Source organism: Streptomyces sp. NPDC018833 (genome assembly GCF_044390825.1).
In the GTDB taxonomy this organism is placed as follows: domain Bacteria; phylum Actinomycetota; class Actinomycetes; order Streptomycetales; family Streptomycetaceae; genus Streptomyces.
Window position 1 is genome coordinate 93554 of the sequence record NZ_JBIRZM010000002.1, and the last position, 14012, is coordinate 107565.

The 14012-nt window shown below is 69.8% G+C and carries 10 protein-coding genes and 1 pseudogene; 3 read left to right on the forward strand and 8 right to left on the reverse strand.

Annotated elements, in window-relative coordinates; translation table 11 throughout:
* Positions 1-18: 18 nt before the first annotated feature.
* Positions 19-2405 (reverse strand): annotated as a pseudogene (locus ACH5AF_RS04355) (collagenase).
* 171 nt (positions 2406-2576) lie between these two features.
* Between ACH5AF_RS04355 and ACH5AF_RS04360 the strand changes: the two are divergent.
* The gene (locus ACH5AF_RS04360; protein ID WP_398899877.1) at positions 2577-3950 is read left to right on the forward strand and encodes an aminopeptidase P family protein; all 1374 of its coding nucleotides are present in this window, start codon (positions 2577-2579) and stop codon (positions 3948-3950) included.
* Between the two features lie 129 nt (positions 3951-4079).
* Positions 4080-4805 (forward strand): GntR family transcriptional regulator, encoded by a 726-nt coding sequence (locus ACH5AF_RS04365; RefSeq protein ID WP_398900433.1) that lies wholly within the window; start codon positions 4080-4082, stop codon positions 4803-4805.
* A gap of 524 nt (positions 4806-5329) precedes the next feature.
* Here ACH5AF_RS04365 and ACH5AF_RS04370 read toward each other — a convergent pair.
* From ACH5AF_RS04370 to ACH5AF_RS04390, 5 genes are all read right to left on the reverse strand, one after another.
* Complete coding sequence (locus tag ACH5AF_RS04370; protein ID WP_398899879.1) at positions 5330-5842, reverse strand: hypothetical protein; 513 nt, start codon at positions 5840-5842, stop codon at positions 5330-5332.
* A gap of 240 nt (positions 5843-6082) precedes the next feature.
* Positions 6083-8542, reverse strand: a complete 2460-nt coding sequence (locus ACH5AF_RS04375; protein WP_398899880.1) for a SpoIIE family protein phosphatase — start codon at positions 8540-8542, stop codon at positions 6083-6085.
* An 18-nt stretch (positions 8543-8560) separates the two neighbouring features.
* Complete coding sequence (locus tag ACH5AF_RS04380) at positions 8561-8797, reverse strand: hypothetical protein (RefSeq protein WP_398899881.1); 237 nt, start codon at positions 8795-8797, stop codon at positions 8561-8563.
* A 218-nt stretch (positions 8798-9015) separates the two neighbouring features.
* The gene (locus ACH5AF_RS04385; RefSeq protein ID WP_398899882.1) at positions 9016-9159 is read right to left on the reverse strand and encodes a hypothetical protein; all 144 of its coding nucleotides are present in this window, start codon (positions 9157-9159) and stop codon (positions 9016-9018) included.
* A gap of 82 nt (positions 9160-9241) precedes the next feature.
* Positions 9242-9913 carry a TetR/AcrR family transcriptional regulator gene (locus tag ACH5AF_RS04390; RefSeq protein WP_398899883.1) on the reverse strand — a complete coding sequence of 224 codons (672 nt, stop codon included), beginning with the start codon at positions 9911-9913 and terminating at the stop codon, positions 9242-9244.
* Positions 9914-9969: 56 nt separating this feature from the next.
* Here ACH5AF_RS04390 and ACH5AF_RS04395 point away from each other — a divergent pair, with 56 nt between their 5' ends.
* Positions 9970-10947 carry a hypothetical protein gene (locus ACH5AF_RS04395; RefSeq protein WP_398899884.1) on the forward strand — a complete coding sequence of 326 codons (978 nt, stop codon included), beginning with the start codon at positions 9970-9972 and terminating at the stop codon, positions 10945-10947.
* Between the two features lie 239 nt (positions 10948-11186).
* Here the strand turns inward: ACH5AF_RS04395 and ACH5AF_RS04400 are convergent, their stop codons facing one another.
* Positions 11187-11501 (reverse strand): hypothetical protein, encoded by a 315-nt coding sequence (locus ACH5AF_RS04400; protein WP_398899886.1) that lies wholly within the window; start codon positions 11499-11501, stop codon positions 11187-11189.
* 245 nt (positions 11502-11746) lie between these two features.
* Positions 11747-13984, reverse strand: coding sequence for an endonuclease (locus ACH5AF_RS04405; protein ID WP_398899888.1), 2238 nt, complete (start codon positions 13982-13984; stop codon positions 11747-11749).
* Positions 13985-14012 lie beyond the last annotated feature (28 nt).

Genomic DNA, 14012 nt, shown 5'->3' on the forward strand with positions numbered 1-14012 from the left:
GGGGTGCCGCGTGGTGCGTCAGCTGCGGAGGGGGCCCTCGCAGAGGTAGTCCGAGGTGCCCGCGCGTCGGTCGGACCAGATGTCCACGTCGTCGAACGAGCAGTTCATGTCCGTCAGGTTGTTGTCGCCGCCCGCGGCGCGGTCGAGGAGGAAGTGGTCGACCGTCTCCGACATCTCCTTGAAGACGAGGTCGGCGTCGCCTGCGTCGGTCAGGTTCGCGGTGATGCGGCCGGTGCAGACGAACCGGGGACGCTCGGCCGTGCCGCTGCCGTGGCATGCGGGGATGCTGCCGGTCGTCGCGACGAAGGAGGCGCGGACCCCGTCGGCGGAGTCGTTGCGCAGCTGGTACAGGGGGACGTAGCCGGTGTTCGGCACGAACAGGTCGCCGACATGTGCGATCTGCGCGTCGAGGAAGGCGTCGTACGCGCTCTGCAGGCCCGCGTCCTTGCCGAGCCGGTCGCGCCAGGAGTCGAAGGCGGCCGGGTCGTCGGCGCGCAGGCTGCGGTACATCTCCCGCAGCAGTGAGGGGTGTTGCGTCCACAGGAACTCGAAGAACGTGCCCGCGTAGTCGTAGAAGCGGAATCCGTCGCCGTCGTACGTGGCGTGCAGCAACTGGTCCACGGTCATCCGCGGTCCGTCGTTCGCCGTGTCGTCGATGACGCCCTGGACCAGCGACTTGCGGACCTTGACGCCGTCGCTGCGGCTGGCGCCGGCGAGGAACTCCGCGGTGCCCTCGTCCATGGCCGTGGTGCGGTCGCCCTGGTACCAGTGGCCCTCGCCGAAGAAGCCTGGCACCGCCCAGCGGCCGTTGAGGTAGTGCCCGTACTCGTGGCGGAACAGCTCCTCCAGGGTGAGCGAGGAGTCCTGCGGCACTCGGCGCTGGTACGTGTAGAAGGTCGCGCCCTTCTCGATGTAGATGCCGCCGTTGTCGGTGCCCATACCGGTCAGGAGGGGGTGGAAGATCTCGTACTCCTTGCGGGACGAGTACAGGACTATGTCAGGGTGGAGTTGGGGTCGCCCGCCAGGGGCTCCTCGCTGCCGACCACACGATGGAACTGCGCCTTGACCTGCTTGCTCGCGTAGTACAGCTGGTCGACGGTGGCCCGGTCGAGGCCGGTGCGGACGCTGATGCGGTCGAGGCCGTCGACGCCGTAGACGTAGGCGTACGGGAAGAGGCGCTTCTCGATGTCGGACTTGCACACGCGGTAGGAGGCGCAGGCCTCGTACACACCCAGCCAGGTGGCGACCTTGGCCCAGGGCGCGCTGCTGTCACCGAAGGTGCGTGCCGTGACGCCCAGGAGGGTGCCCAGGCCGGAGACGGTCTCGGGGCGGAGTCCGTCGATCTGGCCGAAGCGGCCGTACTCGCTCAGCGCGTCACGCACGACCCAGACGTTGGGCCTGTCCTTGAGGTGCGTGTGGCGGGCGAAGGCTCTGAAGGCGGCCCGGTAGGACGGGGAAGCCTTCGCCGCGGCGTGGAAGGCGGCGTCCTGGTTGCCGGGATAGACGCCGAGGTAGTTCAGGCTCAGCGCGGCGAGGACGGCCCCGGCCCATGAGGTGTCCTGGGCGGTGTCGGGGTGCCGGGCGTTCATGGTGGCCAGCACGCGCTTGACGAGAGGGAGTTGGTACTGGCGCAGGCCGGGGGCCGAGGCGGCGTAGAGCGCCTCGCGCAGGGTCTCGGCGTTGGTGCGGGTGGCTTCGAAGGTGCGGGCCGCCGAACCGAAGCGGGCGACGGCACGGCGCATGGTGGTGAGGGTCGGCGTGTCGGTGATGTCGATCTCGTCGCGCGAGAAGTCGTGATACGCGACGGCGTGGAGATACGTGAACATCTCCAGCAAGTGGCTGCCGTTCCTGCCGTCATGAGAGGCGGCGAGGCCGGCGATGCGGCGGGAAACGGTCTGGACGTGCGCGTCCGACATGACGGGAACGAGGCGCTGATCCCAGGTCCACAGGATCGACCGCAGACAGCCGTCGGCGGTGACGGCGGGGTCGGCGAGGAGGTCCGCGAACTGCCCTGGGGCAAGGCCCGTGACGCCGTCGAGCGTGCAGGGCACGTCCGCGGCGCCGAGGGTGTCCCGCGGCACGGCGGCCTCGGCCTTGCCCTTCTGCTCGGGGGTGGGTGGTCCGGGGACGCGGCCGCCGCTGACGCCGCTGGGGGCCGGGAGCGGACGGGCGGCGAGGTCAGGGGCCTCGGCCAGGCGGTCGACCCTGTCGGTGGGGTTCGGCGGGGAGGCCGGCCGTACCGCCGAAGGGGCGCCGGGAGCCGTGGGAGCGGGCTCTGCCGCAGGTGCGGGCTGGACGGCCGTCACGCCGAGCGTGAGAGCTGTCGCGACGGTGAGCAGGACTGCGCGCAGGGATCCGCGCGCGACGGGACGCGAAGGTCGAAGTGGCTGTCTGGACGGGAACACATCGGCTCCTGTGTGGGAGGTGGCAAGAGGTGCGCTGTGCGACGGAATGGCGCCTCGGACTCCAACTGCCTTGGCGCAAACGGCGGTGAAGCGGAAGCATAGGATGTGACCGGTAACATAGTAATGTGAAATTGCACTGCACAAGAGGCGTGCACGAATCGAGGAGGATCAATGAAGGAACCCGTGGCCGACACCCACCGAACGGTCAGTCATGACCTGGCGCCTTCCGCGGAGTTCGAGGAGTTCATGGCGGGCGGCTGGGCGGCCTCCCGGCTGCCCGGCGACATCCGACTGCCCGTCGCCGACCTCACCCCCGCCCGTCGCGGCCGATTGTCGGCCCGCTTCCCCGGCGAGCGGCTGATCATCCCTGCCGGCGAGTTGAGGGTCCGCTCCAACGACTGTGACCACCGCTTTCGGCCGCACAGCGCTTACGCCTGGCTCACCGGTCTGACCGGGGAGGAGCAGGCCGGGCATGTGCTGGTCATGGAGCCGGACGGGCCACATGGCCACGAGGCGGTGCTGTACGTCCGGCCGCGCTCGCCGCGCACCGACGCCGGCTTCTACCGGGACCGCCGCTACGGCGAGTTCTGGGTCGGACGACGCCCCGACCTGGCCGAGGCCGAGCTGATGACGGGGATCCGCTGCGACAGTCTGGACGCGCAGGGCACGCTGCCGCCGGGGCGCGACGCCTCTACCGACGCCGAACTCGCCTTGACGTTGAGCGAGTTGAGGCTCGTGAAGGACGCCTGGGAGGTGGCACAGCTCCAGCTCGCCGTGGGCCACACCGCCGCGGGCTTCGAGGACGTCGTGCGTTCCCTGCCGCGAGCCCTCGCCCATCCGCGCGGCGAGCGCTGGATCGAGGGCGTCTTCGGACTGCGTGCGCGCGCCGAGGGCAATGGCACCGGCTACGAGACCATCGCGGCGGCCGGGGCCCACGCCTGCGTCCTGCACTGGATACGCAACGACGGCCCCCTGGACGCACGGCAGTTGCTGCTCCTGGACGCCGGCGTGGAGACGGACAGCCTGTACACGGCGGACATCACGCGCACCCTCGCGCTCTCCGGGCGGTTCTCGCCCGTGCAGCGGCAGGTCTATGAACTCGTGCTCGCCGCCCAGGACGCCGGCATCGCCGCGCTCAGGCCGGGGGCACGGTTCCGCGACTTCCACGGCGCCGCGATGCGGGTGATCGCGGAAGGGCTTACGGAGTGGGGGGTCCTCAAGAGCCCCGAGGGTGACTTCCATCGGCGCTACACGCTGTGCAGCAGCGGCCACATGCTCGGGCTCGACGTCCACGACTGCGCGCAGGCGCGGGCGGAAGCCTATCTCGACGGGGTGCTGGAGGAGGGTCAGGTGCTGACGGTCGAGCCCGGCCTCTACCTCCAGCCCGACGACGACACTCTCCCGGTCGAACTTCGCGGTATCGGTGTACGCGTCGAGGACGACCTGGTCATCACGGGCGAGGGGGCGCGGCTGATGTCGGGAGCACTGCCGCGCACGCCCGACGCGATCGAGGCGTGGATGGGGGCGCTGATCGAGGGGCACTGATCCGAGCCCGTGCTCGCGAGGACCGCCGAGGGTACGGCCCACCCGTGGTCACCTGCGAAAACAACGTGACATTGTACGCTGGTGATCCTCTCTGCCACGAGGGCACAGGGCGAAGGGAACACCACCACCATGGGGCACCTGAAGCAGCTCAACCTCATCACCGCCAGGGAGCGGCTGCGGGACCAGGTCGCCCACGCCCTGCGCGCCGCGCTCATCTCCGGCGAACTGCGTCCCGGGGAGGTCTATTCGGCGCCCGGCCTCGCCGAGGACTTCGGGATCTCCGCGACACCGGTGCGCGAGGCGATGCTCGACCTGGCACGAGAGGGCCTCGTGGAGCCGGTGCGTAACAAGGGCTTCCGCGTCACCGAGGTCAACGAACGCGATCTCGACCAGTACTCCGAGATCCGCATCCTGATCGAGGTCCCCATGACCGGCCGGATCACCCGCAGCGCCTCAGTTCAGGACCTGGAGGCGCTGCGGCCGGTGGCCGAGGACATCGTGCGCGCCGCGCGCAGGCACGACCTCATCGGCTATCTCGAGGCCGACCGGCAGTTCCATCTCTCCCTGCTCGCGCTCGCCGGCAACGACCGGCTCGTCGAGACCGTCGGCGATCTGCGCAAGCGCTCGCGGCTGTACGGACTGACCGCCCTGGACGAGCGCGACCAGCTGATCCCGTCCGCCGAGGAGCATGTCGAACTGCTGGACCTGATGGTGGCGGGTGACGCGAAAGGCGCCGAGAAGTGCATGGCCCGCCACCTCGGACATGTGCGATCGCTCTGGGCCGAGGGCGCGCAGGAGAAGGAGCGGCAGCCCGCCGCGCGCGGCCCCAGGAGGAAGCCGGGCAAGGCCCGCTGAGTGCGGGTGCGCGGGCCCGCCACCGCTCCGCCGGCGACATCAACGACTGAGCTGCCGCTCCACCACGACCTTCAGGGGTGCCGGAAGGACAACGGGCCGAGCATCCGCTCTCGTGCCCCTACACTGCGCCAGCCGGATCTCCGGCAGACGGCGTGCCACCACCCGCAGGGCGATCGCCGCCTTCGCGCGGGCCGGGGTCGCTCCCGGAGAGCCGTGGCATCCGGCGTCGAACGCCAGGTGGTGACGGACATTCTCGCGTTGCGGGCACATCCGCTCGGGATCCGCGAGCACGGCCGGGGCGCAACCGCTGCCCATCAGCATGGGGTGCAGCTCTGCGCCCGCCGGGAGTTGCGTACCCGCCAGTACCAACGGCCGTGCGGCAGTCACCTGTAGGCCGCGGGATGGCAAGCGGCGGGGATGGGACGTCCCGGGAACGATCACTGGGCAACTCGGCCAGCGGCCACGCTTGTCGGGTCGGGAAGCGGAGGGAGCTGGAATAGCCCACGTCGAGCACGTGGTAGGGATCATGCCAGTCCCCGTGCCCGGTGCCGCCTCGTGTACGACCAGGTCACTGCGGTCATCAGGACCGGGATGGCGAACAGCGGGGCGAAGGCGAAGCCCCAGACGGTCTTCGCGGTACCGCTCGACATGTACGTCTGGCTCTCGACGGTGACAGCGACCACGAGTTGCCACAGTGCCATCAGGACCAGCACGCCCGAGGCGGTCCAGGCCAGCGCGGCGAGGGCCCGGGGGCGCAGCGGCCGCCACCGGTCGCTGACGAGCAGCATCGGAAACAGCGCGGCCAGCTCGGCAAGGACGGAGAGACCAACGACGTATGCGATGCCCCAACCCGGGATGTCGAAGATGTCGCGCAGCACCTGGTCGCTGTAGCCCACATAGACACCGGACGCCATGCCGATGCGCCACAGCCCGGACGGGACGGCGCACAGAGCGATGGCGTGGGCGGCGTGGCGAGCCCAGAGGGGCGCGGGTGCGGAGGAGGTGAGAGGAGCGGTCGCTGTCTTCATGACGTACATGCTGGCCCTGGAGATGGCAGCCGCGCTTCGTCCGCTACGGCGGACGGTCTCCGCCGCGCGGAGGAGGGCGCACCCGCCGGGTGGGACCTGAGGAGGGCTCAATCGCCGAACACGCCGGAGCGTCAACCCGACGGCGTCAGACCGGTACGTCGTACCGCTTCACCGTCTCGCCGGCCGGACCGCGGCGCAGTCGTCGTGGTGGTCCGCACCGAGGTCTGCCCGCTGTCCTCCAAGGCGCGGTCACCGGAACTCGGTGAGCAGCAGTGCGATGTCGTCGGCTCGGTATGAGGAGCCACGGGCGTTGTGCAGAAGCCGGTCGGCGAGTTCGTCCAGCGAGTCCGCACGGGCGTGGGCCAGGGATGCCCGCAGACGGTCGATCCCCACGTCGATATCGGCTCCGGGTTCCTCGACCAGTCCGTCGGTGTAGAGGGCGAGGACGGATTCCGACGGGAGGGCGATCCGGGTTTCGGGGTAGGCGCTCGCGCGCTCCACGCCAAGGATCGGGCCGACGTCCAGGTCAAGGACGTCGGTCGTCCCATCGGGGCGGCGGAGCAGGGGTGGGGGGTGGCCGGCGGTGACGGCGTAGGCGTGGTGGTCGTGGCCGTGGGGGTCGAGGAGCACGCAGCAGCAGCTGGCCAGCAGACCGGGGTCGAGGTCGATGAGGGTTCGGTTGACGCCCATCATCACATCGCCGGGCATGAGCCCTACGGCCGCGAAGGCCCGCACCGCACTGCGCAACTGGGCCATGGTGGCAGCGGCGGCGATGCTGTGCCCCTCCACGTCTCCGATCACGAGACAGACCCCGCTGTCGGTGGGGATGATGTCGTACCAGTCGCCGCCGATGTCCATGCCGCTGGTGCCGGGCAGATAGCGTACGACGCTGCGGATGCCCGGGACCACGGGCAGCCGGTGCGGCAGGAGCGCCTGCTGCAGGCCGCGCGCGAGGGCGAACTCCGAGTCGTAGAGCCGCGCTCGTTCCAGAGCCTGGGCGATCAGCCCGGCGAGTGCGGTCAGGACGCCGCGGTCCCTCTCCGTGAACTGGTGGATCTCGTCGAAGCCGAGAACGCAGGTGCCGACAGGCCGGCTGGAGGCGATCAGCGGCAGATACGCCCACGAACTCACCTCGCCCGTGGGGATGCCCGGGTAGCCCCGGGAAAGATCCTTCTGCGACTCGATGAAGAGCGGAGCGCCGGACGTCAGGGTCTCCGTGCCGGGCAGGTGGGCGTGCAGTGGTACACCTTCCAGCCAGTCCAGGAAGTCTTCGTGGTGGCCGGTGTGAAAGAGCAGGTGCATCGTTCCGTCGCGGACCACGTAGATCGCCAGTTCCTGGCCTCCGAAGGCCGGCAGGAGCTGGTCGGAGACGACTTCACAGACTTCCCGGGCGGTGACCGCCTCGGTCAACGCGCTCCCCAGCTGCAGGACGTGGTACATGACGCCCATGCGCGCCGGCGCGGTGGCCGGTGCCGCAGCTGCCGAGGAGGCGGAAGGCGTGGAGTCCGGTGGTGGCCGGCCGGCGGGCACGACCCAGCCGGTCACTCCGTCCGCCTCCGGATGGAGTGAGAAGGAGAGCCACCGGCCGGGCGAGGGGCAGGCGAGGAAGGAGGCCGGCGCCTGCGAGATCATCGCGAACCGGTGCCGGTACTCGACGTCGGGATCGGACAGCCACGGCAGCGCATCCCAGAGCAAATGGCCCAGCAACTCGTCGCCGGACGCGCCCAGCAGCCGCAGGGCACTGTGGTTGGCGTAGGTGACCCGCCCGTCGGGGGCGAGGGAGAAGATCCCGTCCCGCAGCCGCTCGACCGCTGCGACGGCCATGTGGCCGGCCCGGGCATCGACGACAGCGCCGAACAGGTGGGTGCCTGCCCGGGTGTCGTCGGCGTTCGGCACGCGGCCCCACAACTCGACCGTGTGGTACCCCTCGCCGCCGTGCCCGTGATCTCGCAACCGCAGGCGCCTACTGGTGGTCCGGCCGTCCACGGCTGCTTCTCGGGCGCAGGCCCGGAAGGCAGCACGATCGCCGGGGTGAAGGAACGAGGCAAGCGTTTCGGCCCGTCCGTCGAAGGCACGGGGGTCGAGACCGAACATCGCGCAGAGCTCGTCGTCCACGATGACGGTGCCGGTGATGACGTCCCACTGGAACAAGCCGACCCGCACGGCAGCGGCCGAGGCAGCCGGGACCTCGACGGGGGCCGATTCCGGGTCGCCTTCCACCGGATCGCCGCTACGGGCGCGGAGTGCGGCCAGGGAGTCGCCGAGCCGATTGGCGACGCTGCGCAGGTGGCGGCGCTGGGCCTTGGACAGCCCTTCGCTGCCTGGGGATGCCGCCCAGACGATCGCCAGCGATCCGAACGTCTCTCCGCCTGCGCCCACGGGCAGGGAGCAGGAGCCGAAGGCGTACGGCAGGGCCACTGCGAGCTGGGGATACCGGCGCATCGTCTCCTCTGCGTTGGCCAGGTGGACCGTGCGCCCGGTGCTGTACGCCGCGGCGACCGGGATGGGACTGTTCACCGGAATGAGGCGCCACCCACCGAGCAGGGAGGGAGTCACGCCGCATGTCGCGGCGAGAACGATCGACCGGCGGTCGCGAGATCGCAGAAAGACACTCCCCGCGTAGGCGCTGGTCTTTTCGACGGCTTCGACGACGGCCGCGACGAGGAGATCCTCACGCTCCGCTGTCCTGCCGACGGTCATCCCGTGCATGCTTCCAGTGTGCGCAGTTCAGCCCCGGTCAGCTCGGTGGCAACCGAGGGTGACGATCCGATCGCGGATCGCAGGCAGACGACCGGCGGCGTCGCGTGCCGTGCGGATGGTGTCCGATCGGCAGGAGGGGTGGGCGGCCGTCGCCGTGCGGCCCGCCACGATCGCTCCGCGCGGATCGTCGGGGACGACTTCACGGGTACGGTCCAGGCACACCGCGAGGCCGGAGGGCCACTGGACGAAGTCCTCGATTCGCACGTCCCCGTCCCCGGGCGTTGATGCGGATGGGGCGGGTGATCGGAGCGATCCCGAGTGGGGAACGGCCGCGGCCGCTTCTGCGACCAGTGGCGGGCTGCCGGGAACCGCCGCCGGTGACACCGGCGGCGGTCGGGGTGTGCGTCAGGCGCGGGCGCGTGCCCGCGTCACCACTGGCAGGGGACGTGCCCGCGTCACCACTGGCAGTGGACGTGCCCGCGTCACCACTGGCAGTGGACGTGGGTGCTGTGCCCGCTGTCGCCCGGCCCCAGTACGAGCTTCGCGCCGTACGACCCGCACGCCTTCATCAGCTTCTTCGCCTTGGTCAGGCCCGGTCCTCGGGTGGAGACGTACGAACCGCCCACGATGTCGATGTCGAACCGGCCGGCGCGGTCCTGCCCGCCGCCGCCCGCGGGATGGCTGATCCAGCACGAAGCTTGGCGAATCCTACTGAGGGAACCGTAGCTCCTGCGATGCCTGGCCCGTCTCTGCGTGAAGTCCGGAGCAGAGCAGGTTGAATGCCTGGAATGCCGCTGTGGCGACCCTGTCGCGGGCGTCCGCGGCCGATTCGCCGGACACGATGCGTCGTTGCAGCTCGCGCAGGGCTGCCCGGTGCGTACCGGCGATGGCACCGGCGAGGAGTGCGGGCATCGGGTGGTCGGCCTGGTTCGGCCCGTTGGCGGTATTCGGCGGATGTTCGGCCAGGGCGGTCGTCAGAGCAGCTTCGGCACGTTCGCTGATCTCGCGTTCGCGTGCGCGCAATGCGGCGCTGTTGTGGATGACCTGCCAGAACCTGAGCGCGTCGGGGTGCAGCCCGAGCGCGGGGTCGTCGTGCCGCAGCGCGGTCAGCAGATCGTCGCGGATGGTCTCCACTGGGCAGGCGCCCGGTGCACGGCTGCATACCTGGGCGGCGAGATGACCCTCTACCTCTGCTTGGCGATCGAAGAAGAGGTCTTCCTTGGTGGGGAAGTAGTTGAACACGGTGTTGGTGGAGACACCTGCGTGTCGTGCCACCTCGGCGACCGTGACCTGGTCGAAGCCGTGCTCCAGAAAGAGGGGGAGAGCCGCGTCGGCGATCGCCGTGCGGGTCTGCTGCTTCTTGATCTCTCGAAGGCCCATGCCCAGATGATAGTGTCAGTGCAAATTTGTAGTGACACCAAGGTTTTGGGGGAAGCGTGACCTTACACTTCGGCATCTATCCCGGTGGGATCCTGGGCGACGACCAGGGCATCGTCCGCCCGGTCCGCCCGGACCTGCCCGACCGCATCACCGAGGCGCTTGACGCACTCCAGGGCGACACACCCACGCTGTTGGTGCGTGCCTACCACCCGTTCGCCGCAACCGTGGCGCCGCTGGAACCGCCCACGCCCGCCGATCCCGCGACGTATCTCCAACGGGGCCGCAAGCTGGACCTCGTGCTGCCGTTCCGCGAGCCGTCCGGCGAGCTGGACGGGTGGCTGGAGTTCGTCCGCGAGGCTGTCCGCACCAGTGGACCGCACCTGGCGTCCGTCCAGATCTGCGAGGAACCCAACGCCGACCTGCCCGTGCTCGACGGCAGCACTCCCAACGTCCTGAATGCGCTCGTCCAAGGGGTCATCGCGGCCAAGCAGGAGGCCCGGGCCCTGGGACACAGCCTGGCGGTCGGCTTCAACGCCGTGCCGACCTTCAATCCGGCCGACACCTTCTGGTCCGAGCTCGGTGCCCTGACCGACGCCCGCTTCCGGCAGAGCCTGGACTACGTCGGCCTGGACTTCTTCCCGGACGTGTTCCGCCCCATCCCCGCCGAGCAGTTGGCAGAGGCGGTCACTGCGGTCCTCTCCGGGTTCCGGCGCACCGACCTGCGTAAGGCCGACATCCCCGACAGCGTCGCGATCCGCATCTGTGAGAACGGCTGGCCCACCGGCCCCGGCCGCAGCGAGCAGCAACAGGCCGCGACCCTCGAAACGGTCGTCCGGACCGTGGCCGCCCTCGCCGCCGACCTGAACATCGACGGATACTCGTTCTTCGCCCTGCGAGACGCCGACAGCACCGCCGAGGGGCTCTTCCACCGCTTCGGTCTTCTGCGCGACGACTACACCCCCAAGCCGGCCTTCGAAACGTACCGACGCCTCATCAACGATCTGGGCAATCCGGCGGTCACGCCGGCCCGTTGACGCCACCAGGCCCTGAGCGCGTTGCCCGAGCCGCCCAAGAGGCCGCCGGGGAGACGCGTGTGGCGAGAGCTCTCGCAGGGCGCCGACCTACGCGGAGCGGCTTTGCAGGGAGCCGGCTGGAGAGCTTCTCCCGTCACGAGAAAGGCCCCGGCCGCATCCCGTTGACCCTGCCGGCGACTGCCCCGACCTTGCCGGCCGGGGCAGTCCAGGGACCCTCGCAGGATCAACGCGTCGCTGCACTAATCCTCGCTCGAACGGGGCGGGTGACCGCACACCTCCTCGAAGGCTTCACGCTCGGCCGTCGTGTAGTCCTCGGCACCGTACGTGGTGCCGGAACACCACTGGGACCGGTACAGCTCATGCCCATCCCGTGCAGTGAGGGCCTGGTCCACCTGGGCCCACGCGATCAGGCCCAGCAGGACCAGAGTCAGCAGGTACAGGAAGGCCGCGAGCTTCCCCCGGACAACGGGGAACGTGATGGTGACAGACTTGGGTGCCTTCGGCGCAGGATGTGCGTACGCAGGCACGTGAGGCGGTTCGGGTATCTGTGTCATCTCTCCACTTTGTGTGAATCGTGTCGTGCCGGGGAGCACTCTAGCCAGATGAACGGGCCCAAGGGCTGTCGTCACGGCAAGTGCTCGTAGGCGATCAGTGTCCGCTCGACCGGCTGCCCGATGGTGTCGTTGTGCCGGACATCTGCGGTCAGTACGAAGATCCGCCACAGGACGCTCACGCCCGCGCGAACGGTGACGCCCCCTTCTCAAGCCTGTCCCGTAAGTGGCCGCTGAACAGCGTGGGTTCAGGGCCACACGCCGGAGAAGTCGAGCTCGTGGGCCCATTCCGGGTGGTCTATCAGCGGGTTGCGATTGCCCTGGATCTCGGCGATCGCGGCATTGCGATGCAACTCGTACTCGCTCACCGGCTCGTTGTCGTGCCAGGCGAGCAGCAGCGGCAGCCGCTGCTCGGGGAACTCCCGCGCGGCGTCACCGATGAGGCCGGGGTACCGCAGCAGGAAGTAGAGGGTGGCTCTCGCGACAGCGCCCTTGCCTTCCTCGGGCTCGAATCCCACCGCCTCGCGCATTCCGCACTCGTGCCGGACCGCCTCCTCGAAGCCGGGGAAGTCGACGTAGGGGAAGTTGCCGCGGAAGCTGTTGCATCCCACCTCACAGGCGAAGAGATGGTGGAGGTCCCCCCGCATGGGTTCCTCCTTGGTGAACCACGACTGCGGGACGACGTGCTCACAGTTGAAGGGCATCGATGCCTCCAGCGCGTCGAACTCCGCCGCCAGTTCGGCCGGCCCCGCGGTGCTCTCACGCAGCAGGAGTTCCTCCAGACGTGCGATGCGGGCGATCTCGACTGCGGCGTCGGCGCGGATGAACTCCTCGGCGGTGAAGGTCCTGCCGGAGTAGATGCTGCGCAGCCGGCCGTCCTTGTGCAGGTCGACCCACGGGTACACGAGACGGATCGGCTTGTACTTCGGCCTCGGCGCGTGCGTGTCCTCCAGCAGCCGGGTCAGCGCCGTGCGCAGCGCCTTGCCGTCACCGGTCCGGACCCCCGCGTAGTAGGCGTCGCGTGCTGCCTTGTCGGCGGCACGGTCGAGGTACACACGCTCCCGTCCGAGCCGGAAGTTGACCAGGGCCGCGTCCACGTCCCTCTCGACCGCCAGGCCGGCACCGGAAGTTCCGTCCGCGCCTGTCACGGGCGGGGCGCCTGCGGGCGCCGCGACCGCCCGGGGGGCCGGCTCGCGCCTCCGTCCCACGCCGTCCGCCGGGCCCAGAGAGACACTGAACCGCAGGGGGATCGTGAAACGAACAGCGTCCTCGAAGAGAGACGTTCCGTCCCCGACGACGCCTCCACCAGGCACGGCCAACCCATCGGCGGCGGACGCGACGGACTCGCCCGCCGCCGCGCCGTCGAGCGAGGACGGGGCCGCCGAACGGCGCGAGGCGGCCATCGGTATCGGTGCCGCAGGGGCGGTGAACACCTCGTCCCGCAACTGTGCTTCCGCTCCGGTCAGTGTGATCTCGCGCAGCGCCTGTAGTACGCGGCTGATCCGCACGCCCTCATTGGCTTTCCAGGCGATCCGGTGCTCGCCCGTCGCCGGTGTCCAGACGCTTCCGTCGACGCTCAGGGGCTGGTTCGCCGCGTCCGTCACGGGGACTGCCGAGTGGTGCAGCGCGACGACCTCCCACTGGTCGTTCAACACCGGAGAGCCCGACGACCCCTGATCGGTGTCGGACGCGTAGTGCAGGAACCGGTCCAGCAGGTCGACGACCTGGTTCTCGCGGAGCGCGAGTTGTTTGGGCTCACCCCGGGGATGCTGGATGACGTTGACGAACTCGCCGAGAATGACCTTCCCCTGTGCTCCGCTGAGGGGCAGCCATCCGAACGCGGAGAGCGGATCGCCCCGCGCGTTGCGTGGTGCCACCGCGACGAGGCTGAAGTCCAGGGCACGATCGGTCACGAAGAACCGCTCAGGCTCCAGCGGAAACATGACCGGTGTGAGTGCTTCGCCGTCGGGTCCCGCCTGGAAGTTGAACGCGACGACGCTTCTGCCCGCCGTCTCCTTGCTGCGCAGCACATGGTTGTTGGTGAGCAGCAGGGCTGGGGACACCATGAATCCCGTGCCGTGGCCGCCCCCCGGTCCTGCGGTGGTGATACGTCCCACCGGGCGGGCGGCCCGGGTGCCGTCCTCCAGGAACGCGACCGGGGTGAGGTTGTTGCGCCCGATGAGCCGCTCCAGCCCCAGGACAGCCGCGCTGAAGCTGTCCGGGGGGAGGGGCAGGGTGCTGCCCGCAGTGGTGGCCGGTTCCGTGGGGGACTGCTCGATCGCCCGGGCCAGGGACCAGTCGGCACCCAGCCGGGCGAGTCGTTTGCCTACCCGTTCCGGCTCGTCGGCGTACAGGACGCCGCGATCGTCGAGCACGGACCGTATGCGCTCGCGCTCCGCGGTGCGGTCCGCATAGCGCCGCGCTGCCGCCTCGAGTTGTGACAGGTAGTCCGCTTCCGTCTCGGATACGCGTCCCGATGTCGTCATGGCTCAAGCCTCCTCGCCCGCTCCCCGT